Genomic DNA, 22732 nt, shown 5'->3' on the forward strand with positions numbered 1-22732 from the left:
GAAGTTTAAAGAGATGATACGGTTCTTATCTTTTTTGGTTTTGATTTTATCTTTTGTGCGCCCTGTGCCCGCTGAATCCCGTGAAGTAAAGAAAAAATCGGTAAAAACATCTTCTTCTAATTACTTTGTAAAAAAAGAAGAAAAGAATTTTTCACTTCTAATGGAAGCAAGGCGATTTGGAAGGGGAGAAGTGATTTTCCTACGGCTAACTCCTAAGGATAAAAAATGGATTAATGAATCTTTTAAAGTTAGCTGGTTAGGTAAGGATGTAATCCTTACTAAAAAAGAAAAGAGTATGGTTGCTTTTTTACCAATATCTCCAGACACTCCTGCTGGTGCGATGACCCTTGAAATTGTATCAAAAATCTTTTTTGTCAAACGGGGGCAAAAACAATACCAAATCATCTTAGAACCAACAAAGTTCCAAGTGATTAAAAAGAATCAACAGATCACTGTAGATGAGAAATTTGTAACCAAAGAACTTCCAAAAGAAACATTAGATTTCATTCAAGAATGTAGAACTGCCAAAGAAGCTGCTTTTGCAAAACAAAGCCAGTTACAGTTTATGAGTAATTTTAAAAATCCTTTAGAAAAGATTTTTATTACCAGCAAATTCTATGTTAGGCGAGATTATAATAACAAACAAGGTCGGCCGCATGGTGGTGTAGACTTTCGGGGAAAAACAGGAACACCAATTTTTGCGATCCAAGATGGAGTTGTGGTTCTTGCTAGAAAAACTTATTATGAAGGAAATTTTACCATTGTAGATCATGGTAACAAAATCTTTTCATTTTATATGCATCAAGATGAAATCAAAGTCAAAGTAGGTGATGTTGTTAAACAAGGCCAAGTGATTGGGGCTGTAGGAACCACTGGAATGTCTACCGGCCCTCACCTTCATTTGGGTGCCAAAATCAACGACACACTTGTGGATCCACTTTCTTTAATTGCCTTACAGTCGATTGCCGAATCGAATTGATGATAAAAATTCACGAATTCCTTGTTCGTGAATTTCTCCCTTCTCTAAGTTTTCAGTAATGTGTAATAATAGTTTGTCGTGATTGGTTGTTTCTACCAAAATGAATCCAGTCTTCGCATAACGAGGTCTAAGTAGATCATAAAACGTCCAAAACTTTGATGTTACAACAAAAGGCTCTAATTCTTTATGTTGGATTTCTTGGATGTCTTCAATATCTCCCTTACTCACTTGTATTTTTAGAAATTCTGAAAACTCAGAGATTGCTTGGTTTTCCTGAAAACCAAGATAATCTGGAAAATAAAAAATCCGTACAAACGGATACCGATCTGCATCGTGGTCACTGAAAGCAAGTAGTCCAGCAATTTGTCCTGCTCCGGTTTTGTTCTCCATGGTTAAATCTTCTGGTTTGAAAAAATAAAATCCTTCGGGAAGGGTAAATCCAAACTGTAGTTCGTCGTTCCAATATTGGTTGTTATCCGTAACCTTCCAACCATTAAGATCTTTTTCTTCAATTTGGTATTTGTTTTTAAAAAGAAGGTAAGCTGATAAAATTTCTGCACCTTGTAAGGCCTTAAAGGCAATCAGAGCGTTACTTGCAATGAGACAAGCTGCGATCAAAAGACGAGCGTATTCTTCGAGTTGCAGAGTACGAATGAGAAATGCAACGGCAACAAGCAAAAATAAAAAAACAGTCCCTGCTTCAAAGGCTAAAACATCAGCAAGCCATAAAGCAAAGATAAAAAGTGCAACAACACCTAATTCAATCAGAGGGTGGAACGTCTCTGCCCAGTACCTATGGATGACATATAAACTGGCATAAGTAATCAAAAGCCCGACAATGAGAGAAAGAATACAGAGGGCAAAGATATAATGCCAGGGAAGATGAGATTCATGGTAAATGAAAAAAGGAACAGCAATGATGGAATATAAAATGAGTAAGTTTCTTGGGGTTTTGGGAGCCAAGAACTTAGATAAGAAACCACTTGCATGATTTTTGATTTTCGTTAGTATTTGCTTCATGTCGGCGATCACAGACTTCTTTCATAAAATCCAAAACCAAATTATTGAAATCCAAACAACCATCAACCAGATCAAAACCAGTTGGGAGAATTTTCAAAAGTTTTGGGATTTATTTTTTACTTTAGTCCCTTGGGAAGTTCTCCTTTTACTGATCTTTTCTGTCATCCTCCTTTCCGTTTTCAATTCAGTTTCTCCCAAAACTCCTAAGGCCAATCTTACCCTTGCCGTTTTGTTACTCTCTGCACTTTGGATCTATTTTTGGGGACTGTTTTCAAAAGAGGTTACCTATAGTAAGGTCATCATCGCATCCTTATACATTTTGGTTCCATTGCATGCGATTGGAATCTTTCAAATCCTTAGCCAGTGGGGAAAAAAATGGTATTGGAACCAAAGGCGGATCCAACCTAAGAACTGGGACTCGGCCCTCCACCAACTATCTCTCGATTATCACCAATTGGTAGGTAAAGCCCATTTGTATCATAATGAGATCCAAGAAAATCGTGGTAACTTACGAGAAGAAATCGAGCGGATGGAGAGGTCGATTCAAGGAATCAAGTCTCTCCTTTTGCAAGACAAACCAACACAAATCCAAAATCCAGAAGTGGAATCGAACGAACCTAATGGGAGCCAGTAACTTGCGGATAAAATCCAAGAACACTTTGTACATCGTGATCATGGGCGGGGACAATTTGTAACTCTGGATTGAATTGGATTAAATCATAAACTCGTGCGATTTCTTCCCCTAGGGCCACCGTGTCAAAGTCAACAATCCATCTCGCTCCTCTTGGTTTGTGTTTTTTTTCTGTGAAACCTTCTTTTCGCCAAACAATGTCTCCAGTAAGGAAAAAAACATTTCCATTTTTAGTGTGTAAAAAAAGGCCCACAGAACCTTCACTATGCCCTTTCATAGGAACAAAAACAGCGGTTCCGTCTCCAAACCAATCCAAACTATTCGCATAAGATGCGTAAGGTTTATTTTTAAATTGTATATGGTTCCAGTTTACGGAATCTCCATCAAACTGAGAAGAAATATAACCAAGTTCTACTTTAGGATTGTTCAACTCGCTTGGTAAACTATGTATTTTTGCCGAAGGAAAGTCTTTTAAACCACTGGCGTGATCCCAATGGAGATGGGAAAAAAATACATCCTGAATCGAGGTAAGTTCAACTCCATTCGATTCCAATTGGTTGTTTGCTGGTTGAAATGGTTTATAATCCATTAAAAGTTTTAGATACAAAGGAAAAACTTGAAACTGTTCTTTCACTTTGGTCCCAAGTCCTGTATCAAATAAAAAATTTCCTTTAGGATGTTGGATATAAAAAGCGGAATGGGCTACTATGACAGTTTTGAAAACTGATCCACCTTCTACCACGAAGGCTTCTAATGTTCTTGCTTCTCCTGTTTTCAGAATCGAAAATACTAAATTTGATTTCCCATTTGGTTTTGGGATGAGAGGAGAATTTGTTTTTTCTTCTGCTTTGAAGGAAGGGATTTTTTCCTTTGGGTATCCAAGGAAGTACAGAAAAAAAACAATTCCAAATGTTAGACTGACAGTTAGAAAAATTTTAGTTTTTGATGGAAGTTTCATTTTTGTTTGATCCTTTAAAACATCTTAGTTTTGTTTGAAAAGTAACTCTGCGGTTTTGGCAGCCACGCGCAAAGGTTCTGGGGACTTTTGGAGTTTGGAAAGTAATAAAGCACCTTCCCATAAAGAAAGAACGGACAAAGAAAGATTTTTCGCGATGCGAGGACTGTATCCTTTTCCCACCAGATAGAATTCAAAAGTTTTGAGCCAACTAGAATAAACTTCATTACAAACATTGGCAACGGATGGAACGGAACCAATGGTTTCCATGGCTGTTGTGGCGATAGGGCATCCTTTTTGGTAATCACTAGAAATAATTCTCTCTTCCAATGCGTGAAATACTTGTTTGATGGCATGAGCTGGAGATTCCGTGTCACGTAAAACTGATTGGAAAAAAAGATTTAGCTCATTTCCAGAATGCAGAAGGGCAAGGCTTGTAAGTTCATCTTTTCCACCAGGGAAATGAAAGTATAGGGAACCTTTGGGTGTGCCGGTTTCCTTTCCCAGTTCGGTAAGGCCGGTGGCTTCATACCCAGTTTTTTCGAGAAGTCCGGCCATCACTTCGATCATCCTCTGTTTGGTTTCTTCACCTTTATGGCCCATATTGGTCATTCCATTAGAAAATAATAGACCGGTCAACATAAAATTGAATTGATTTCATTGAGTAAATCATGACCTTGCAAGGAAATGATTGGGGTGGTTCGCTTCCTCCTGGAGAGCCAGTTGTAAAAAATAGCAAAGAATAAATCTCATTGTTTTTTTAAGGAGCGGCCGATAAACTAAGTAGTACGGATTTCGGGACGAAGTATGATCAATAAGAAGCCATCGCTCACAGGAAGACAAAAGGCCGCCATCTTTTTGGTTGCGGTTGGAAACGAAGTGGCCTCCGAAATCTTTAAACACCTTAGAGAAGACGAGATCGAACAAATTACGTTCGAAATTGCTCGTTTAGATAAGATCACCCCAGAAGATAAAGAAAAGGTGCTTGTTGAGTTCAACGAACTCATGATGGCACAGGAATTTATCACCAATGGTGGTATCGACTTTGCACGGGGACTTCTCGAGAAAGCCCTCGGTAACCAGAAAGCCATCGACATCATCAACAGGCTTACTTCGTCCTTACAAGTAAGGCCCTTTGACTTTATCAGAAGGACTGACCCGGCCCACCTCCTCAACTTTATCCAGGGGGAACATCCGCAGACCATTGCCCTTATTTTATCTTATTTGGATCCGCAAAAAGCATCCAACATTCTTTCCAACTTACCACACCAAATCCAAGCGGAAGTTGCTAAACGAATTGCAACTATGGACCGGGTATCACCAGACGTACTACGAGAGGTAGAACGGGTGTTAGAGCGTAAACTCTCTACTCTTGCTTCCGAGGATTATACTTCCGCTGGGGGTATTGATTCTGTGGTAGAAATTTTGAACCTTGTAGACAGGGGAACAGAGAAAACCATCATCGAAGCTCTGGAAGAAGAAGATCCAGAACTTGCCGAAGAGATCAAAAAACGGATGTTCGTATTCGAAGATATCGTTTTACTTGATGACCGTGCGATCCAAAAAGTTATGCGTGAAGTGGATAACACTGATTTGGCGAAAGCTTTGAAATCTGTGGATTCCGAAGTGCAAGATAAGATCTTTAAAAACATGTCCAAACGTGCGGCGAACTTACTTAGGGAAGATATGGATTTTATGGGTCCTGTTCGTTTGAAAGACGTGGAAGACGCGCAGCAAAAAATCGTAAACATCATCCGTAAACTGGAAGAAGCGGGCGAGATCGTTGTGGCTCGTGCGGGAGAAGACGAACTTGTGGTTTAATCCACAAGTTTAGCTTTGTTTACAAAAATACTCAGAGTGATTTCAATCCATTGATTTTTGAATGGATTCGAATTTTCGAAAGTTCTAAATCTATTTGGTTCGGTTGCTGAATTTTCCCCATTTGGGAGGAAATTCGATGAGTGCATCCTTCTGAGAAATTTCACCACGTTCTAATCTTTGGTTTAAGGTAATTAGTTTGTGAAGGTTTCCCATTGAAAAAGAAAACTCGGTAATGTCAAAATCATCCAAACGTACTTTGGCATTTCTACAAAACAGTTTGAGTTCTGATAGAATCAAAGTAACCCTTGCGTTGGCATAACGTGCTACAATTTCTTCGAATTCTTCTTCGTTAAAAAATTCTTTTTCTAAATCATAATCAAATTCTTGTCGGATGAGATCGATTAAGGAAAGGCCAAGTTCTTTCGCCACTAAGACGACATAATCGAACTTAGATCGGATCCAGTCCTCAGATTCCAAGAGTTCTACAGCAGAACGAGGAATATTCAATTTTTCTGATAGTTCAACTCGAGTGAGTTTTCGTTTCTCGCGATAGTTTCTGAAGTGGTTTACTTTTTCCATGTTTTAAAAAAAAATCAAAAATTCCGTTAATAACGGTCTGAAAAGGCTTCAAAAACGTTCCGAACGTTCTGAAGGAATAAGATTCGCATGGATTGGATTGACTTACCGTTCAAAAGAAACGTTAGGCTCTAACTACGCTAAATTTCCTTTCTGGAGCACGCCACCGAGGGTTACCATAGGGTGGTGTGCTCGTTTTTTCCACCCTTTTCTTTTATCAATCATTACAATTCTTTCATTTTACTCTGTTTTTGGTATAAAACTCTGACCAATTGCCCGTAATTCTCCTAGATTTAGGAATGGACCAAGATTCTTTTTAAGTAAAGGGCTAGAAAAATTTCTTTATCACCGCTAGCAATGGATAGGATAGAATCCTCTGATAAGGAAACCATTGATGTACCAATTTAAAAAAATAATAATTAGTTTAATCGCAGTTTGTTTGATTGCTATGTTTTCGAACAATTGCGCTTCTGTAGAGGCACCGAATCGTTTGCGTAAGGTATTGGATTTACAAGGTCATCGTGGAGCAAGAGGCCTGAAACCAGAGAACACTTGGCCTGCTTTTGAAGAAGCGATCAAATATAAGATGGTTACTTTGGAGTTAGATACCGTTCTTACCAAAGACAAACGAGTTGTGATCCACCATGATTCCGAGACAAACCCAGTTATTTGTCAAAATGCAGATGGAACAGAAATCAAAAAAACTTCTCTTTATGATCTGACATTGGCTGAATTACAAACCTATGATTGTGGTTCTAAACAGAATCCAAACTTTCCAAAACAAATTCCTGTTCCCGGAACCAAACTCCTTTCTTTGGAAGAATTTTTTGAAAAGATTTTGGTTCTGGAAAAAAAATCCAAAGAGAGTTTTGAATTCAACATCGAAACAAAATTTCCTGATGATGGATCGGCACCAGATAGTTTAGTAAAAGAACATACAGAAAAACTGATTCAAATCATTGAAAAGTATAAAGTTACAGACCGTTCCACAATTCAATCTTTTGATCTTAGAACATTGACCTTCTCAAAATTAAAAAATCCAAAACTGAAAACTAGTGCACTCTTTGTTCCAACCTACTTTCAGGGTTTTTTAATGACGATTGGTTTTGGAAATGGATACCGAGATACAATTGTTTCCGCTGCAAAAGAAAAACAAGCCGATATCATCTCTCCTTATTTTTTATATGTAACACCGAAGTTTGTGAAAAATTCGCATGACAAAGGTTTGCTTGTCATACCTTGGACTGTAAATAATGAAAAAGAGATGAGACGTTTGGTAAGTTGTGGTGTGGATGGAATTATATCTGATTATCCGGATTTACTTGATTCAGTCACTCGTCCAAAACCTTAAATTCCCCAAACCACAGTACAAAGGGAAGAATAGATAGAGAGATAATTCGTTGCCTCTTTATCTATTCGGTAGATATCAACAATCCCACCAGAATTTGCCGCAGAACCAATACTGGCATTACCGGTAGTAAAAAAGAATCCATACCGCTTCACACAGGCTTTCCCTTTCTTTAGAGGTAGTTTTGGAAGATTTCGTTCCGAAAGACCTAAGGAATAAGATGCATACAAAAGTCCCGTTGGGCCTAAACCTTGCGGTTGTCCTAAATTCACACAATTGGTAAAGAAAATACTAAGGAAACCTGAGAGTAGAAGTGTAAAAGATTTTGTTTTTATTTTGCAATTCAACTTCATTCATTTCCTGAGATTTCGACACAAAGATTTGCATAAATGCCAAGAATGGCAAAGGTTGTCCAATTGGTTTCCGTTACATTCTGAATTTTGGATCTAGACTTCAAAAATTCTAAAGATGCTTCTCCAAAAGAAAAAAGTCCGAGTACGGAGTGTACGCAAGATGTCGCTCTGCGTTTCGAACTTTCTCCGGTTCCAAAAATTCCAATTTTGGTTTTTGTATAGATCATACCCTTTGGCCCAAAACCTGGGGAAGCGCAGTCACTCAAAAACAAACCCAAAAACGTTACTACTAGAATTGGAAAGAAAAGAACTCGGTTCAAAAAAATTCCTTAGTTTGTGATGAGGTCTTTGTGTTTGTTTTTCATTTGGATACATTTCTTTTCTGAATCAATTTGTTTCAAAAGAGTTTTTTTGACTGGAGCAGGAAGTCGTGAATGATTCCCTGTAAACTTTTTTAGAATGAGAAGAGTTTCGTCCGTACAAAAATCAGGGGCTAAACTTTTAGCAAATGCATCCAAGTAGTTTTCGTCTTCGCCATTATTGAATTTGTCTAATGCATCAAAATAAGTATCTAAGAAGGTAAGTTGGATATCTTTTTGGTTTTCCGGAAATAAGGAATAAGAAACCACTCTTAAAGTAGAAGACGAGAACTGGCTTGATTTTGGATTTAAAAGAATTTGAATCCATTTTTCTTTTACCACGCGATTTGGTTCTGCACCTTCGGCTGCCAAACTAGAGTTTACTCCGCGACTAGAAAGATCTGATTTTTTTTCACGATCAATGATGGTCTGAATTTGCGTTCTATCTTTTTCTAGAGAACTGAGCTTTACGATCAGATTCCAACGTAAGTCCTGGTCGATTTTTAATCCATTAACTGAAACTTTGTTTTCTAAAAAGTCGTACAAACGTTTTTTACTATTTGTTGTATAAGTAGAATCGATCAAGGAAAGAAAGAGATATCGCTGTTCGTCACTTCCCGGTTTGGCTTTGTTCAGTTCTTCCCAGATAAAACCCTGTAAACTTTCAAAATCACGAATTCGTTTTTCTTCAGGAAACCAAAAGCGACTTGTAACATAGGTAGATCCATTATCACCAGCGATCCGAGATAAAATCCAACGTTTGATCTTTATATCAGATTCTTTTGGATACAAACGAAGTGCTGTGTCTTTGAATTCATCAAAGGTAATATTGGCTAACTGCACTTGTCTAAAATAGTCAGTCCACAAAATGAGTTTTCGCATTGGGTCTGAATCCAGTTCTAATACATATTCTAAGTTTTCTTTATTCGGTTCTGTCCATTTCCAAATGGCAAAGTCGTGATCCTCTGCATTGATAAAACTATAATCGGGACAGGATTTTACTTCAAAAATAGCATTAGAAGAGCGGCCTGAATAAATTACAGGATATTCTTCAAAGGAAAGTTGTTTGTTTTGTTTATCAAAAAAATACAATCCAAGTATGGTTTTGTGGTCTCTGAGTTTATTTTCTAGGCCTGGGGCAGATTGGACAATTTTCCAATACAGTTTGTTATCCGCACAGACGGTAGTTAGTTCAACTTGGTTTGTCCCTTTGGTTTCTAACCAATCTTTGGACCATTTTTTCATAGGAAATCCACTCGCAAATTCCAACTCTTTTAAAAAGTCAGTGAGTGTAGAATTTGAGTAAGAGTATTTGCGAAGATAATTTTGAACTCCGCGTTGGAAGGCATCCTCACCAATAAAATAAACTAATTGTTTGAGGACAGAAGCTCCTTTCCCGTAAGTGATTCCATCAAATTGAGTGAAGGCTTCTTCTGTATCAGAAACTTTTGCTTCTACCGGATGATTGGTGACAAAACTATCTTCTTCGTAGGCCCATTGTTTCATTTTTTCAAAAAAACTAATCCAAGTTTCTTTGAACTCAGAATTTTTTGCTTGGGCCAAACTTGCCATATAAGTCGCGAAACTTTCATTCAGCCAAAGTCCATTCCACCAACGCATGGTGACAAGGTTTCCGAACCACATATGTGCCATTTCATGTAAAACAACATCAGAAAGATTTTCTCTTTGTGACCTAGTCATTGGTGCTCGAGATACGAAACGTTCGGAAAACGTAACTGCTCCTACATTTTCCATAGCTCCAAAATTAAATTCAGGAACAATGATTTGGTCATATTTCAAAAATGGATAAGGAATTCCGAAATAAGAATTAAAAAAGGCAAACCCTTCTTTGGTAAATGTAAACCAGTCTTTGGGATCTACATACTTGGCTAGAGATTTACGGACAAAAAGTCGCAAAGGAATGGATTCAAAATTATCTTCCCAAACTTGATAAGGACCTGCATGAAGTGAAAAAACATAAGTGGAAATTTTAGCTGATTCCGGAAAGGAATAAGAGATTTCATCCGGATTTGTTCCTTTGGATTGGGCATTGGGAAGGGTTGTGGAGATTACTTTCCAATTTTTAGGAACTGTTGCATTCAGTTGGAAGGTTGCCTTTAAATCAGGTTGGTCAAAACAAGGGAACATTTTGTTCGCATGAAAAGCTTCGAACTGCGAATAAAGATAAACCTCTTTATCATCAGGGTCTGTGAACTTATGGAGGCCATTTCCCGTTTTTGCATAAGGGGTTTCAAAGATGACAGTCAGAGTGTTGTTGCCAATCATCAAATTGTTTGATGGAAGTTGGATATGACCTTTTTGATATGGAAGGTTGGTTAGATCTTCATCGTTTAGAATGATACTTTTAATTTTTCCTTCATAATAATCTAAACGAAGGTCTCGGAGTTTTTTTCCAGCAAATCGAATTTTGACCTTTCCTTCAAAATGATCCTTAGGAGTTAAATGAACATCCAATTCGTAATGGATGTCTTCTATGATTTCAAACCTGGTTTCTGCTTCACTTTGCGTTAGGTGGTAGGTTGGATTTTTCAGACGGCAATCTAAAATCAAAATGATAGATAGAAAGGAAAGAATTTGTAAGATTTTTTTCATAGAAGCTCCGTCTCGTTATGGTTGAAAATTACGATATAATATGGCCCAGTCGATGGACTTTCGATTTTTCCATTCTGGTTCGCTATAGTATTTGCCACCAATTGAATTTAGGATCATTTCCATATATTCTTCACCCGGATCAAAGTCTTTTGCGTTTAAGAAAATGGAACCACCCCATTTTTTTTTGGCCTGGGTATGGCTAAAAACACCAGATAAATCTTCTAGTTTTTCATTGGAGAGAGGGATCTTGTATTTGGTAGTGAGTTCCGTGACAAGGTCTTTGACTGTTTGGATTTGTTCTGGTTGTTTTAGAAGTTCTTCGGTATCTTTGGCAACAATTTCGATTTGGATACAGTTATCGTTTGTACCGGTTGCTGCTGCTGCTCTATCTTCCAAAACATCGACTAATTGGTAAGCCTTTCCATTGTTATCAATCATGATAGATGCGGTTAGGTTACGAGCTTCTAGTGTGCGAAGTGATTTAAAATATTCAGAGATGGCCGTGTAATGTAAAACCACGCAAGAAGGATTGATTTTTCCACGGAAAGTATACTTCACTCTGTATTCTTCTGGGGTGAATCCTTTTTCATCTTTTTCAATCTTTGAGAAAATGATTTTTTCTGGTTTGGTGATTCCTCTTCCATTAGTGGGTTTGAAGGTTTCTTTTAAAATGTCTTTGTTTTCTTTTTTTAAGACCCAACCAGTGACAAAACGATCTTTCCAATCATCTTCTTCGTAAAATTTCCCATCAATCTCAGAAAGGATTTGTTTAAGAGCAAGTTCACTCCCGCAAGGAGAAAAATCCACGAAACCACCAAATCTTCGTTTGGTTTGATTGTGAGTGAAAACTCCTTTTTTAGAAATGACATCATAATTAGATTTTGGAATGTCTAGTTCTTCTGTTAGATAAGAAATGATTTGGTTTAAACTTCCGCGTTGTTTGCGGTTGTTGTATAAAGTTTCTTGAGTGCCTTCGTAAACAATATGAATGGATTCTAAATCAATTCCTGGTGCGGCCGACCATTCATGGTTTAAAAAATTAGGATCTCCCAAAATATTTCCATCGGAGTCTACATAAACGTGGAATAAAAAATCATTACTCGCCGAAAGTCGAAAGAAGTCAGAGAATTTTCTTTTTCCAGAATTGTGTAAGACGATAGCGGAAACAGATTTTGGATCTCTTCCTTTAGAAAGATGGTTCCATTTAACGTTCTTGATCGACTCTAGTTCGCTATAAGAGACCAAACCGGAAATGCGGATGGATGGATAGTCTGGAGCCTTTCGAAAAATACCAATACATCCGTTGAAAATAAGGAAAATGAGTGATAAATTTACAAGTTTCTGACACAATGGGTTCCAAAATAGAACAAGGACAAGAGACTTGGAGCCGTATACACCCTTTATCCTATCGCGAAATCGTTTCTTAAAGTTTTCTCTCAAATGTTTTGCCCTAACCGCAGTTTCGATTCATGGAGTGAATTGTGGTCCTGGACTGAACACTCCTCCTCTTAGGGGAATTTCTCCAGAACAATATCACAGTTTTCGTAGCTTGCAAGAAGTCTTCCTCCAAGACAACCCCATTCCTAATTTTGATTTAGGATTGGCATTGGATAATTATGTGTACGGACATCCCTATCCCATTGAAACAGAAAGCGTTATACAACTGTTAGCTAGTGTGCCTTCTTCTATTTTGGCAGCAATGGCCCTTGATTTTTCTTTTACACCAATTGTAAAACTACCTATGGAGGAGAGGATCAAACGATTACAAGAATGGAAACATTCTTCTCTTGGTCTCAAACGTGGTGTTTATGCCATCCTCAGGCAAATATCATTTTTCCTTTTAAGTTCCGACAAAGAGTACCAAAAATTTGTCGGTTATATCCAATAAGGCGGACAATATGGGAATTCCTTTTTTTAACGAAAAAATCATCACTCCAAAGAAACATTCTGAAATCATCAAAGAAAACAAAATTCAAGATGGGACATGGGAACTGAGTGCTGACGTTGTCATCATTGGTTCTGGTGCTGGTGGAGCCGTAGCCGCAAGTGAGCTGGCACGAAATGGCTGGAAGGTAGTTCTGATTGAAGAAGGAAGTTACTTCACACCAGCGCAGTTCAATTCGGATGAATTCATATCCCAAGCAAGGCTTTACCGTGATGCAGGATTCATCGTCACCGAAGAACAAACTTTATCCATTTTGCAAGGTAGGAGTATTGGTGGATCCACAACTATCAATTGGCAAACTTCACTATACCCACCTGACTATGTAACTACAGAATGGAGTGAACGATTTGGATGGCAGGGATATTCAAGAGAAGAAATGGATTCTTTTGTTACAGAAGTTCATGAAAGACTCGGTGTTCATGAAGTTCCCAACCATTTAGTCAATGCGAATAATAACGTACTTCGTGTTGGTGGGAAAAAGATTGGTCTCAACCCACAAGTACTTCGAAATAACAATCGCGGTTGTATCGGTCTTGGTCGTTGTGGACTCGGTTGTCCAATCAACGCAAAACAATCTGCGTTTTTAACTTGGATTCCCGATGCTATTGAAGCCGGCGCTATAGTTGTTTCGAATATGCGAGCAGCAAAAATCAAAGAAGGGAAAATCAAAACGGTGATTGCTGAATTTACTCCTGATGCTTATGAAACGGCGCCCAAGGAAGTCATCGAAATGATGGAGATTAAGGCACCAGTTGTGATTGTGAGTGCTGGTGCCATCGAAGGCCCTGCTCTTTTACAAAGAAGTGGGATCGGCAATGGTTGGGTGGGTCGAAATTTAAAAGTCCATCCAACTTCTACTATCTTTGGAAAGTTTGATTCAGAGATCAAAATGTTCCAAGGCCCACCACAATCCATTGTGATCAAAGACGGTCATAATCAAAATGGAACAGGTTATGGTTATTGGTTAGAGGCAGCTCCTTATAGACCTACACTTGCTTCTTCACTGGTTCCTTTTTACGGCAAACAACAGTTTGATGTTATGAAAGACTTCACCAAATACAATGCAGGAATTGTTCTCGTTCGTGATGGGGCGGATGGGGAAGCGAATGCCAGTGTCAAATATAGTTTGGGAAGAAGAAAGGTCTATTTTGAACTAACACCTACAGACGGTCTCAATATGCTTCGGGGGCTAAAAGCTCTGGCAGAAGTGACAGTGGCTGCGGGTGCAAAAGAACTCGTTTTTCCTTTTACACGGTTTACAGAGCCTTACAAGGTCACTGGAAATGACAATTTTGAATGGATTTTGAAAGAAAGTACGAGGCCAGGAGATCTAACCGTCGGTTCTGCGCATCCGCACGGGTCCATCCAATCGGCAAACGATCCAGAGAAGGGTGCTGTTGATTTAAATTTGGAAATTTATGGTCATAAAAACATATTTGTCATGGATGCCTCAGTTTATCCTACAGGCCTTTCGGTGAACCCACAAATAACGACAATGAGTATTGTTCTCAGAGCTGCAAGAAATCTGGCGACACAGAAAGAAGAAAGAACAAAGATCTAAATTTTTTCCAAAAATCCCTTTCATTCCCATGGGTTCCAACTAGTTTGGAATCCGTGCGGAAATATCTTTCCTTAGTTTTTACTTTTGTAATCCTTCAAACTACACTCTTCGCGATCGACAGTGATGCAATGAAAGAAGGGAAAAAAGCTTTTTCAAAAAAAGCTTATGGCGAAGCGATTAAAAAATTTACTAAACACACCGACTCACACCCGCAAGACGGTGAAGCGTATATGTATTTGGGTTATATTTATGAATATAAAAAAGATTACCCCAAATCCATTCAAAACTTCAGAAGAGCTGCCGATTTGGATTTGAACAAAGACCAAAGAAAAACAGTCCTTCTTAAATTAGCACTTTTTTTTAATTACCACCAAGATTGGAATTTATCAGCAACATACTCTTCTCGGTATTTGAAATATGACCCTAAAAACGAAGAGGTCCAAAAAATTTATAACCGAGCTGTAGGAAACAAAGGGAATCCATCTTCTTCGCAATCCTATGTTCAACCGGTCAAACAAGAGACAAAACATTCGGAAACAAAACAAACAGAACCTAAAAAAGAAAATTCCAAAAAACAAGAAGAGGTTTCTGAAGACTCAGAGAATACAAAACCGAGTGAGTACTACGAACAAGTTTTGGTTAACCAACCTAATTTAGAAGATGTTCGTTGGGATTATGTTTTGGCTTTATTTGAAGAAAAAAAATACGACAAAGCAGAAATTAACCTTAAAACTCTAATCGAAAAAAATCCATCCAGATCTAGATACCATTACAAATTGGGAATTGTCAAACTCAGACAAGATGATCCTAAATCTGCAATTGAATCGTTTGAACGTGCCAAAAAAAATCCATTTTCAAAAGATACCAATGTATTTTTGTACTATGTATATTTAAATGAAGGAATCGCCTTTCAAAAGTTAGCCGAAGTTGATAAAGCGGAAAATTCTTTCCAACAAGCCTACAAACAATTACAAAAAGACCCGCCACTTTTGGCACTAGCAAGATTGTATGAACAAAAATCGGATTGGGAAAATTGTATTTCTTCTGCAGACAAAGCTTTGTCTTTGAATCCAAACCAAGTGGAATCCCATATGTTTCGTTTTGTTTGTATGTTTGAAGCAGGAAAACGAACTAAAAAATTCGATACAAGTTTTGCAAAGTATTCTGAATTCATTGATTCTAAGTTTTCTGATTTATCCCAAACCCCTGAAAAATACCAGGTGGGATTTATCAAACTCGCAAGACGTTATACAGAAACGAATGCTTTTGAAAAAGCAGAGACATACTTTTCTATTTTGGAAAAAGATCCTGTTCGTGCCGAGTCTCGTGAGTTTTTATTCTATCGTGGACGAAATTATTTTTATTCCGGTAAGGTAGACACTGCGATTGCCGTCTTACAAAAAGTTACGGGTTCTTCCTCGGGACATTATTTACTCGCTAGATGTTATTCAAAAAAAGGGGACATTCCCAAAACGAAGGAACAATTTAAATTAGCGGCGGATTTAAAACCAGAGTATTGGACTTCTGAGTCTTTAGAAAAAGATTTTAAAGATGTTTGGAAAGATTCTTCCTTTCGTGAATTCATTCAAACAAAAGCAGGCACTGCGAGTGCTCAAAATCAACCATAAACAAATACATTTTTGTTTTCGTATTACTTGGAATTTTTTAGAAAATTATCCTCGGACAGAAACGCCCGAGGTTTCAATTCGGACTTAGTCTTCCTTAGAATCCTTTCCGGAACCTGGACTTTTGAACAAATCGGCTCTTAGTTTTTTAAAGGTATCTACGGAAATCTGTCCGGGGGCTTTTGGCTCACCTAATGTCATATAGGTGAAAGAAGAGTGAAATTTATCGCCAAATACTCGTGAAATAATTCCGAGTTCTCCCATACAAATTCCAATCATCGTATTCGACTTGGATAAAAGTTTAATATCATTTAAAAAATCAGCCGTTTCTTCAATGTCTTCTGGGGTAATTGCAAATTTGAAGATAGGATTTTTCTTTTTTACTGGTTTTGCTTTGTTAATGAAATTTGTCATTTCATTCGCAAGGATAGATTTCTTAAAGGAATGGTAGGAATAGATAATTCTATAATTTAGAGTTTCGTAATTACGAAAGATAGTATCTTCACGATTCAATTCAATATCAAGGTAGTTGGCATTGTCATTGAAGTCTTTTAGGATTCCTTCCACATCCTCATGGAAAAGTTTTACGTAAGATCGGACACTACTGTCTTCTGCTCTTCTATATGTAAAAAGTACAGGTAAACCAAGCGCTTTTAGTTTCTTTTTCATTTCCTTTTGGATGTAGTTTCGAGAAAAAAGATCCAACCGGACTTCGATGACATCGACCTCTTTTACATCTTTTTTTTGTAAATGGCGAAGTTCATCTTCACCAACAGAGGCTATGATTTTATAAGATTCTGGCATGATAATTTAAAGTCCTTTTTGTAATAAATCGTGAAGGGAGATCATTCCGACAAACTTACCTGTTTCATCCACTACGGGAGCTACTGAAATAGGTCTTTCTCTACTTTCCATTTTGATTAAAACATCGTATGCTTTTTCCTCTGGTCGGAAACTACTTGGATTTGCATTCATCATTTCTTTTGCAGTGACAGTGGGTAAAAGTGTGTTTTTAGTCAGATACTTTCGAATGTCGTAGTCAGTAATAAGACCCAAAAGTTTGGAATTTGAATCCACAACACCTGTGGCACCAATTCCTTTTTCTGTAATCTCTTTGAGAATGGTTTCAAGATTAGCATCTAAAGAAATAGATGCGTTTCTATCTCCTTTTCGCATAACATCAGATAGATACAAAGAAAGTCGTTTTCCTAACCTTCCCGCGGGATGGTATAAGGCAAAATCATTGGCTTGAAAGTTTTTTAGTTCCATTAGTGCGACTGCTATGGCATCACCAAGAACTAGTGCAATGGTTGTACTTGAAGTGGGAGCAAGATCCAAAGGGCAGGCTTCTTTTAATACAGGAGTGATGATGACTACGTCGGAAAGGGAAGCTAATTTAGATTTGGCATTAGCGGTGATTCCAACGATTTTAGCGCCAATTTTGCGAAGTGTTGGTAAGATATAGTTAAGTTCTTCTGATTCCCCACTTTTGCCAATGGCAAGGACTACATCATTAGGTCCGACGATCCCAGAGTCACCGTGTGAGGCATCTGTCGGGTGCAAAAAATATGCAGAGGTTCCTGTAGAGGAAAGTGTATGGGAAATTTTTTTGGCAATGTCACCTGATTTGCCAACACCTGTGACGATCACCTTACCTGTTGATTTTAAAATGAGATCGATACAATCTTTAACGGAAGGATCGAGTTGATCACGAAAGTGAACGAGTGATGAAATTTCATCATCGAGTGCCTGTTTTACGATTGATATAGTATCTTTTTCTTTCATGTGATTAATTCCTCCCAGGCTAAGTCATCAAATTTGACTTCATAAGAAAACACGGTTTCTATACCTGGAAACCTGAGTACAACTAAGGTTTTATTTTTAACTTTTAAAATTTCCATTGTTTTGCCGGCAAAGGAACCACCGATGATACGAACCATTTTCCCTTTCTCCAAAACAGACTCCGGGCTTACTTTTAATGAATCCGAATATTTTTGCAGACCTTCTTCCAATAAGTCCAAGTCATTTTGGCTGACAGTAGCTGGTTTGCCCTTATGAAATACAAAGTGATGGGAACCTGGTAATTGGAGGACTTTATTTTTATCCTGCCAGAAGACAATTTTTACAAAAATATAAGAAGGAAGGATCGGGACGTGGATCCATTTGAATCGATCCGTCCATTTTTTCCTTTCTTTCCGGATGGGGAGGTAATTTTCCAAATGATATTTTTTTAGAAGTTCGCTTAGTTTTTTTTCCGCTCTGGGTTTTGTATACACAATGTACCAAGCGCTTTCTTCAATGGGGGGATTAGTCTCGGACATCTAAACGGAACCTAATGGGTAGAACAAATTCTTTACCTTTGGAATATTGGAACTGCCAATCGGCAAGTTGCCGACGCACTTGTTTATCAAAGACCTCATACCGGCATGGCGTGACCACTGCAATTTTTTCCAAGGAACCATCTTCTTTTACGACAAGTTTGTAAACACAAACATCTTCTAATTTCTGTTCCAAGGCCAAGGCCGGATAACTGAGACAATTTTGAAATTCGGTGATTTCGTCTTCTAGGGTCTTCGTTCCATCATTTGTGGAAGGATTACCAGAGGAAGAGGGAGCGGATTTTCCAAGGCCTGAAGAAAATTGCATACGAATGGAGGAAACGGCTCCCCCTTCTTTCAGATGGAAGAGGGAGGAATCTATGTCACTTTGAAGGTTATAGCCAATGAGAGCTGATAAAACCAAAAGATGAGATCCAAAAGCAATGGCGAGAGCCTTATATTTCGAACCTTCAAAGAGAATGTGCATTCCAAGTTCACGAAAAACTTTATTGGAGAGAATGCAATCTCCATTTTCATTGTCCGTATATGCCTTCAAGTTGGGGAAAAATTTTCAGAGTTTCTACGTATGGTGAGTCCCACGGACCTTCCGTTGGTGTTGTTGTGGATGGAGTTCCTGCTGGATTGCCGTTTCCAGAAGAAGAAATCCAAAAAGACTTAACTCGTCGTAGACCGGGGCAAAACGATCTCACCACACCTCGAGACGAAAAGGATAGGATGGTTGTAGAATCAGGAGTTTTCCAGGGAAAAACAACGGGAAGCCCTATCCTCATGAAAGTGAATAATGAAAACACCATTGGAAGTGATTACGACGAAATGACTCAGATTTTTCGTCCTTCCCATGCCGATTATACATATACGGAAAAATATGGACACCGCGCCCATGTAGGTGGAGGTCGGTCTTCGGTTCGTGAGACCATCGGACGTGTGGCTGCTGCTGGTCTTGCTCGAGTGATCTTAGAACGCGAGTTAGGTATCTCTACTGTCGGTTGGGTGGATGCTATTGGACCAATCGATTCTAATATTAGTGAATTGGAATATCCTATCTCAAGAGATATTGTTGACAGATTTCCCACAAGATGCCCTAATCAATCGGCCAATGATCAAATGGAAACTCTCATTCGTAAACTTCGAGATGAAGGAGATTCTGTTGGTGGAGTGGTAAAAATTGCGGTTCGTAATTTACCCCCAGGTCTTGGAGATCCAGTCTACGACAAGTTAGATGCAGATTTAGCAAAAGCAATTCTTTCTATCTCTGCTTGTAAAGGATTTGAAGTTGGATCTGGATTTTCTGGAACTCGCCAAACAGGAAGTCAACATAATGATGAATTTTATATTGAAGAAGGAACACGAAAAGTCAAAACAAGAACTAACAATTCCGGTGGGATCCAAGGTGGAATTTCCAATGGAATGGATTTGATCCTTCGTGCTGCTTTTAAACCTACTTCTACTATCAAAAAAGAACAAAAAACAGTTAACAATAAAAACGAAGAAACTATTTTAAAAGCAAAAGGTCGTCATGATCCTTGTGTATTGCCGAGAGCAGTACCCATTGTTGAAGCCGTTGTTAATTTAGTACTGGTAGATGCTTATTTATACCAAAGAGCGTTACAGCCGAAATGGTTTATGAAATATGCGAATTTAGATTCTATTCCAGAACAATAAAGGAATCCTGAAATATATGAATCGTCCAAAAGTTTATAGAGTCCTTTTACTCGAAGATGATGAAAGTAGTGCTAAATTACTACTACATACCTTAGAAAGATATAACTTTGATGTCACCCATGTCGTAGATGGAATGTCCGGACTTACCAAAATCAGAAACAATAGTTATGATTTGGTCATTAGTGATGTTAATATGCCATACCTAGATGGAATTAGTTTTTTGGAAAAAGGGAAAGAGATGTTAAAGATGACTCCTGTCATCATGCTCACTGCTGTTGGTGAAAAAGACCAAGTGCGACGGGCCGCTTATAGTCATGTTACCGCTTATCTTTTAAAACCTATCGCAAACCAGGCGCTTCTGGAAAAAATCGCACAAGTACTACAGTTAAAACCCGAGAACATCATCGATAAAAAAGATTTTCCGTTGGTGGTCAATGTCACCGAACTTTCCATTTCTCAAATGCTTTTGGAGATAAAGGGTTGTCCGGGTAAAAAATCTTTGGAAGAGATTTATGATAGGTTCATGTTGACTCTCGCGGGACGAGGAACTTTTACCAATTTGAGAATCAATCTCGATAAGACCTTCTTTTATGAAGTAAGATCCTTACAAATCTTGGATGATCTTATCGCAAAAATACTCAAACAGACCAATATCCGAGCAAGTTCCTTGTTTTTAGATTCGGAGTTCTTCAATGATAATGTAGTGGATTTGCAACCGTACTCTTATCTTACCGAAGTAAATATAATTTCAAAATGAAGGTTTGACAAAATTGAAAGACCTAGGTCTAATCAAACCTAGGGGGTCTGTTCTTTGGTTAAGATAAAGATAGACGGAGTCGAATACGAAGTCGACGAAAAGAAAAACCTCATCGACGCCACAAAAGAAGTAGGAGTCGAAATCCCTTACTTTTGTTATCACCCAGCTCTTAGCATAGTCGGTATGTGCCGTATGTGTCTGATTGAGATTGAAGGTGTTCCGCGTTTACAAGCCGCTTGTAATACTCCTGTAAAAGAAGGAATGGGGATCATTACCAAATCAGATCGAGTGAAAGAAGCTAGATCTGGTACTATGGAATTTTTACTCGCCAATCACCCGTTAGATTGTCCTGTTTGTGATAAAGCTGGAGAATGTCGTTTGCAAGACAACGCATTTGGTTCTGGTTCTGGACATTCTCGGTTCGAGTTTGATAAACGAAATATTCCACAAGAAGAGATTGGAACGAATCTCATCATTAATCATAATCGTTGTATTGTTTGTTATCGCTGTGTAAGGTTTGAAGAAGAAAAGGTTGGAGAGTCTAATCTTGGACTTTTTGAACGAGGGAACCATTCCATCATTGGTCTCGCAAAATCGGAACCAATCAATCATAACTACCAAGGAGCCTTGGCTGATATTTGTCCAGTAGGTGCTCTTCTTAATAATAAAACATTATTTAAGTCAAGGGTTTGGTGGTATAAATCACATAAGTCCGTTTGTCATGGTTGTTCTACAGGTTGTAATGTAACAACGAATGTAAGAGATAACAAAATGTATCGTTATATGGTTCGCGAAAACTATGACCAAGGTATGTTTTTCCTTTGTGATAAAGGAAGATTCGATTTGGATTGGATGAATGTAAATCGTTTGCATAGTTATCTTGAAGCTGGAAATCCTTCTACTTCTAAAGAAGTCATTTCAAAAATTGGCGAGCGCATTAGATCGGCTAAGGCAGTTGCCGTACTTGGCGGAGCTCATGAGTCCAATGAAACATTGGAATCTTTGAAAAAAGTTTTTGAACAAGTTTCGCGTGAGTTGGGTGGAAAGTCTATCCAATGGGAATCACGTGTGACTGATGCACAAAACAAAGAAACGGAACAAGTGGATTTTTTACTCACAAAGGACAATCATCCCAACACCAAGGGAGCTATTGATTTAGGAATCACTACAAATTCAGGAGTTTCCGGAATTGTCAGTGCGGTTAAGTCTGGTGCGATTGATCTTGTGATTCTTTTAAAAGAGTCGATCCCTGAAGGAATTGATCCATCGAAAGTAATTGTTTTTGATACCAATTTGACTGATGCAGCAAAAAACGCAAGTTTGGCGGCACCAATTCAAATTTTTGCAGAATCTGCAGGTAGTTTTACCAATAAAAATGGTCTCAAACAAAACTTTGAACAATCAATGAATCCAATCAAAGGACTTTTGAGTGCAGCCGGTGTTGTGGATTTGATTTTACAAACACTAACCGAAAAACTGGAGGCATCCGTTGGGAACCGTTAATGTAATCAACGTGGCTAAAAAACATCAGTTTTCTTGGTATGAAAAGTTCTATTTTTGGTCCATTGGTAAAGGCCTTTGGATCACTCTAAAACATTTCATTAAAGTAGCTTTGTTTAACCAACAAGTGACCATTGAATACCCGGACAAAAAACGTCAGTATTCTACAAGGTTTCGCGGAATGCATTCCATGAAACGGGATGAGAAAGGTCGGGAACGTTGCACTGCTTGTTTTTGTTGTATGTGGATCTGTCCTGCCAATGCCATTCATATTGAAGCGGCAGAAGTACCATCAGAACGCCAACATTTACATCCAGAAGATAAGTTTGCAAAAAAATTCGAAATCAACTTACTCCGTTGTATCTTTTGTGGTCTTTGTGAGGAAGCATGTCCCAAAGGCGCGATTTACCTAGATGGAACTGGGGAGATGGCGGCCGACAACCGAGAAGATTTATTTTTAACGAAAGAAAGAATGATGGAAAAAACTGGCGGCCCAATTCTCGGCCAAAGGAATTAAATTTTTTCTACTTTTTCATGCCCCCGGTAGATTTCTGAAAGAAATTACCGGGTTCTTGTTTTATTATAGTATAACCGAGCCTTGTTTGTAACCTTCAGTTTGTATCATCATAGTGAATTCACTTTCCTTGAATCCAAAATCCCAAAACAGGTTTTCTAAACCTAGGTCTGC

The 22732-nt window shown here is 38.2% G+C and carries 23 protein-coding genes; 11 read left to right on the forward strand and 12 right to left on the reverse strand.

Translation table 11 applies throughout. The features are described from left to right. Window positions 1–13 precede the first annotated feature (13 nt). Window positions 14–979, forward strand: coding sequence for a M23 family metallopeptidase (locus CH361_RS00905; RefSeq protein WP_100788945.1), 966 nt, complete (start codon window positions 14–16; stop codon window positions 977–979). Here the strand turns inward: CH361_RS00905 and CH361_RS00910 are convergent. Next, window positions 953–1999, reverse strand: a complete 1047-nt coding sequence (locus CH361_RS00910) for a hypothetical protein (RefSeq protein ID WP_100788946.1) — start codon at window positions 1997–1999, stop codon at window positions 953–955. The two genes, CH361_RS00905 and CH361_RS00910, sit on opposite strands and share 27 nt — an antisense overlap. On the opposite strand from CH361_RS00910, the gene CH361_RS00915 reads away from it, so the two are divergent. Then, complete coding sequence (locus CH361_RS00915; RefSeq protein WP_100788947.1) at window positions 1998–2633, forward strand: hypothetical protein; 636 nt, start codon at window positions 1998–2000, stop codon at window positions 2631–2633. The genes CH361_RS00910 and CH361_RS00915 overlap by 2 nt on opposite strands. On the opposite strand, the gene CH361_RS00920 is transcribed toward CH361_RS00915, so the two are convergent. Together CH361_RS00920 and CH361_RS00925 are read right to left on the reverse strand one after the other, a co-directional pair. Next, window positions 2617–3588 carry an MBL fold metallo-hydrolase gene (locus tag CH361_RS00920; protein ID WP_100788948.1) on the reverse strand — a complete coding sequence of 324 codons (972 nt, stop codon included), beginning with the start codon at window positions 3586–3588 and terminating at the stop codon, window positions 2617–2619. The genes CH361_RS00915 and CH361_RS00920 overlap by 17 nt on opposite strands. Window positions 3589–3612: 24 nt before the next feature. Further along, window positions 3613–4227, reverse strand: coding sequence for a TetR/AcrR family transcriptional regulator (locus CH361_RS00925; RefSeq protein ID WP_244279454.1), 615 nt, complete (start codon window positions 4225–4227; stop codon window positions 3613–3615). Between the two features lie 165 nt (window positions 4228–4392). On the opposite strand from CH361_RS00925, the gene fliG reads away from it, so the two are divergent. Next, window positions 4393–5406 carry a flagellar motor switch protein FliG gene (fliG, locus tag CH361_RS00930; RefSeq protein ID WP_004785217.1) on the forward strand — a complete coding sequence of 338 codons (1014 nt, stop codon included), beginning with the start codon at window positions 4393–4395 and terminating at the stop codon, window positions 5404–5406. A gap of 90 nt (window positions 5407–5496) precedes the next feature. Here fliG and CH361_RS00935 read toward each other — a convergent pair whose 3' ends face one another. After that, window positions 5497–5985, reverse strand: coding sequence for a helix-turn-helix domain-containing protein (locus CH361_RS00935; protein WP_100788949.1), 489 nt, complete (start codon window positions 5983–5985; stop codon window positions 5497–5499). A gap of 391 nt (window positions 5986–6376) precedes the next feature. Here CH361_RS00935 and CH361_RS00940 point away from each other — a divergent pair, with 391 nt between their 5' ends. Continuing rightward, complete coding sequence (locus tag CH361_RS00940) at window positions 6377–7333, forward strand: glycerophosphodiester phosphodiesterase (protein WP_100788950.1); 957 nt, start codon at window positions 6377–6379, stop codon at window positions 7331–7333. On the opposite strand, the gene CH361_RS00945 is transcribed toward CH361_RS00940, so the two are convergent. The 4 genes from CH361_RS00945 to CH361_RS00960 are packed head-to-tail and all read right to left on the reverse strand — an operon-like array spanning window position 7330 to window position 12095. Further along, window positions 7330–7683: a TRL domain-containing protein gene (locus tag CH361_RS00945; protein ID WP_100788951.1), complete on the reverse strand. Its 354-nt coding sequence runs from the start codon at window positions 7681–7683 to the stop codon at window positions 7330–7332. The genes CH361_RS00940 and CH361_RS00945 overlap by 4 nt on opposite strands. Then, window positions 7680–8003 (reverse strand): TRL-like family protein, encoded by a 324-nt coding sequence (locus CH361_RS00950; RefSeq protein WP_100788952.1) that lies wholly within the window; start codon window positions 8001–8003, stop codon window positions 7680–7682. Before CH361_RS00950 ends, CH361_RS00945 begins: the two co-directional genes overlap by 4 nt. A 9-nt stretch (window positions 8004–8012) precedes the next feature. Next, window positions 8013–10655 (reverse strand): aminopeptidase N, encoded by a 2643-nt coding sequence (gene pepN, locus CH361_RS00955; protein WP_100788953.1) that lies wholly within the window; start codon window positions 10653–10655, stop codon window positions 8013–8015. Window positions 10656–10670: 15 nt separating this feature from the next. Continuing rightward, window positions 10671–12095: a peptidoglycan recognition protein family protein gene (locus tag CH361_RS00960; RefSeq protein WP_100788954.1), complete on the reverse strand. Its 1425-nt coding sequence runs from the start codon at window positions 12093–12095 to the stop codon at window positions 10671–10673. On the opposite strand from CH361_RS00960, the gene CH361_RS00965 reads away from it, so the two are divergent. From CH361_RS00965 to CH361_RS00975, 3 genes are read left to right on the forward strand one after another with little or no spacing between them, the layout of a single operon-like run. Then, the gene (locus CH361_RS00965) at window positions 12037–12543 is read left to right on the forward strand and encodes a hypothetical protein (RefSeq protein ID WP_208861359.1); all 507 of its coding nucleotides are present in this window, start codon (window positions 12037–12039) and stop codon (window positions 12541–12543) included. The genes CH361_RS00960 and CH361_RS00965 overlap by 59 nt on opposite strands. A 10-nt stretch (window positions 12544–12553) precedes the next feature. After that, window positions 12554–14161, forward strand: coding sequence for a GMC family oxidoreductase N-terminal domain-containing protein (locus tag CH361_RS00970; protein ID WP_100788956.1), 1608 nt, complete (start codon window positions 12554–12556; stop codon window positions 14159–14161). A 44-nt stretch (window positions 14162–14205) separates the two neighbouring features. Beyond that, window positions 14206–15789: a tetratricopeptide repeat protein gene (locus CH361_RS00975; RefSeq protein ID WP_100788957.1), complete on the forward strand. Its 1584-nt coding sequence runs from the start codon at window positions 14206–14208 to the stop codon at window positions 15787–15789. 84 nt (window positions 15790–15873) lie between these two features. Here CH361_RS00975 and CH361_RS00980 read toward each other — a convergent pair whose 3' ends face one another. From CH361_RS00980 to CH361_RS00995, 4 genes are read right to left on the reverse strand one after another with little or no spacing between them, the layout of a single operon-like run. Then, window positions 15874–16590, reverse strand: coding sequence for a type I 3-dehydroquinate dehydratase (locus tag CH361_RS00980; protein ID WP_100788958.1), 717 nt, complete (start codon window positions 16588–16590; stop codon window positions 15874–15876). Window positions 16591–16596: 6 nt separating this feature from the next. Beyond that, entirely contained in the window at window positions 16597–17571 is a 975-nt protein-coding gene (locus tag CH361_RS00985) for a KpsF/GutQ family sugar-phosphate isomerase (protein ID WP_100788959.1), read from the reverse strand. Further along, a complete protein-coding gene (locus tag CH361_RS00990; protein ID WP_100788960.1) occupies window positions 17568–18107 on the reverse strand; it encodes a UpxY family transcription antiterminator in 540 nt (179 codons plus the stop codon). Before CH361_RS00990 ends, CH361_RS00985 begins: the two co-directional genes overlap by 4 nt. Continuing rightward, window positions 18094–18660: an LIC_10042 family TonB-like protein gene (locus CH361_RS00995; protein ID WP_100789407.1), complete on the reverse strand. Its 567-nt coding sequence runs from the start codon at window positions 18658–18660 to the stop codon at window positions 18094–18096. The genes CH361_RS00990 and CH361_RS00995 overlap by 14 nt, the downstream gene beginning before the upstream one ends. Here CH361_RS00995 and aroC point away from each other — a divergent pair. The 4 genes from aroC to CH361_RS01015 are packed head-to-tail and all read left to right on the forward strand — an operon-like array spanning window position 18651 to window position 22561. Beyond that, window positions 18651–19787 carry a chorismate synthase gene (aroC, locus tag CH361_RS01000; protein WP_100788961.1) on the forward strand — a complete coding sequence of 379 codons (1137 nt, stop codon included), beginning with the start codon at window positions 18651–18653 and terminating at the stop codon, window positions 19785–19787. The genes CH361_RS00995 and aroC overlap by 10 nt on opposite strands. A 16-nt stretch (window positions 19788–19803) precedes the next feature. Continuing rightward, the gene (locus CH361_RS01005) at window positions 19804–20544 is read left to right on the forward strand and encodes a response regulator (protein ID WP_100788962.1); all 741 of its coding nucleotides are present in this window, start codon (window positions 19804–19806) and stop codon (window positions 20542–20544) included. A 54-nt stretch (window positions 20545–20598) separates the two neighbouring features. Then, window positions 20599–22047 (forward strand): NADH-quinone oxidoreductase subunit G, encoded by a 1449-nt coding sequence (locus tag CH361_RS01010; protein WP_100788963.1) that lies wholly within the window; start codon window positions 20599–20601, stop codon window positions 22045–22047. Continuing rightward, a complete protein-coding gene (locus tag CH361_RS01015; protein WP_100788964.1) occupies window positions 22034–22561 on the forward strand; it encodes a NuoI/complex I 23 kDa subunit family protein in 528 nt (175 codons plus the stop codon). The genes CH361_RS01010 and CH361_RS01015 overlap by 14 nt, the downstream gene beginning before the upstream one ends. Window positions 22562–22732: the final 171 nt, after the last annotated feature.

The organism is Leptospira brenneri (genome assembly GCF_002812125.1).
Lineage (GTDB): Bacteria > Spirochaetota > Leptospiria > Leptospirales > Leptospiraceae > Leptospira_A > Leptospira_A brenneri.

What these genes read in the sequence shown, in the direction of transcription:
- CH361_RS00925 (WP_244279454.1), bottom strand. Translation starts at nt 4,227, where the DNA reads ATGTTGACCGGTCTATTATTTTCTAATGGAATGACCAATATGGGCCAT.
- CH361_RS00910 (WP_100788946.1), bottom strand. Translation starts at nt 1,999, where the DNA reads ATGAAGCAAATACTAACGAAAATCAAAAATCATGCAAGTGGTTTCTTA.
- CH361_RS00945 (WP_100788951.1), bottom strand. Translation starts at nt 7,683, where the DNA reads ATGAAGTTGAATTGCAAAATAAAAACAAAATCTTTTACACTTCTACTC.
- fliG (WP_004785217.1), top strand. Translation starts at nt 4,393, where the DNA reads ATGATCAATAAGAAGCCATCGCTCACAGGAAGACAAAAGGCCGCCATC.
- CH361_RS00990 (WP_100788960.1), bottom strand. Translation starts at nt 18,107, where the DNA reads ATGTCCGAGACTAATCCCCCCATTGAAGAAAGCGCTTGGTACATTGTG.
- aroC (WP_100788961.1), top strand. Translation starts at nt 18,651, where the DNA reads ATGCCTTCAAGTTGGGGAAAAATTTTCAGAGTTTCTACGTATGGTGAG.
- CH361_RS00985 (WP_100788959.1), bottom strand. Translation starts at nt 17,571, where the DNA reads ATGAAAGAAAAAGATACTATATCAATCGTAAAACAGGCACTCGATGAT.
- CH361_RS00980 (WP_100788958.1), bottom strand. Translation starts at nt 16,590, where the DNA reads ATGCCAGAATCTTATAAAATCATAGCCTCTGTTGGTGAAGATGAACTT.
- CH361_RS00905 (WP_100788945.1), top strand. Translation starts at nt 14, where the DNA reads ATGATACGGTTCTTATCTTTTTTGGTTTTGATTTTATCTTTTGTGCGC.
- CH361_RS00940 (WP_100788950.1), top strand. Translation starts at nt 6,377, where the DNA reads ATGTACCAATTTAAAAAAATAATAATTAGTTTAATCGCAGTTTGTTTG.
- CH361_RS00935 (WP_100788949.1), bottom strand. Translation starts at nt 5,985, where the DNA reads ATGGAAAAAGTAAACCACTTCAGAAACTATCGCGAGAAACGAAAACTC.
- CH361_RS00915 (WP_100788947.1), top strand. Translation starts at nt 1,998, where the DNA reads ATGTCGGCGATCACAGACTTCTTTCATAAAATCCAAAACCAAATTATT.
- pepN (WP_100788953.1), bottom strand. Translation starts at nt 10,655, where the DNA reads ATGAAAAAAATCTTACAAATTCTTTCCTTTCTATCTATCATTTTGATT.
- CH361_RS01005 (WP_100788962.1), top strand. Translation starts at nt 19,804, where the DNA reads ATGAATCGTCCAAAAGTTTATAGAGTCCTTTTACTCGAAGATGATGAA.
- CH361_RS00920 (WP_100788948.1), bottom strand. Translation starts at nt 3,588, where the DNA reads ATGAAACTTCCATCAAAAACTAAAATTTTTCTAACTGTCAGTCTAACA.
- CH361_RS00970 (WP_100788956.1), top strand. Translation starts at nt 12,554, where the DNA reads ATGGGAATTCCTTTTTTTAACGAAAAAATCATCACTCCAAAGAAACAT.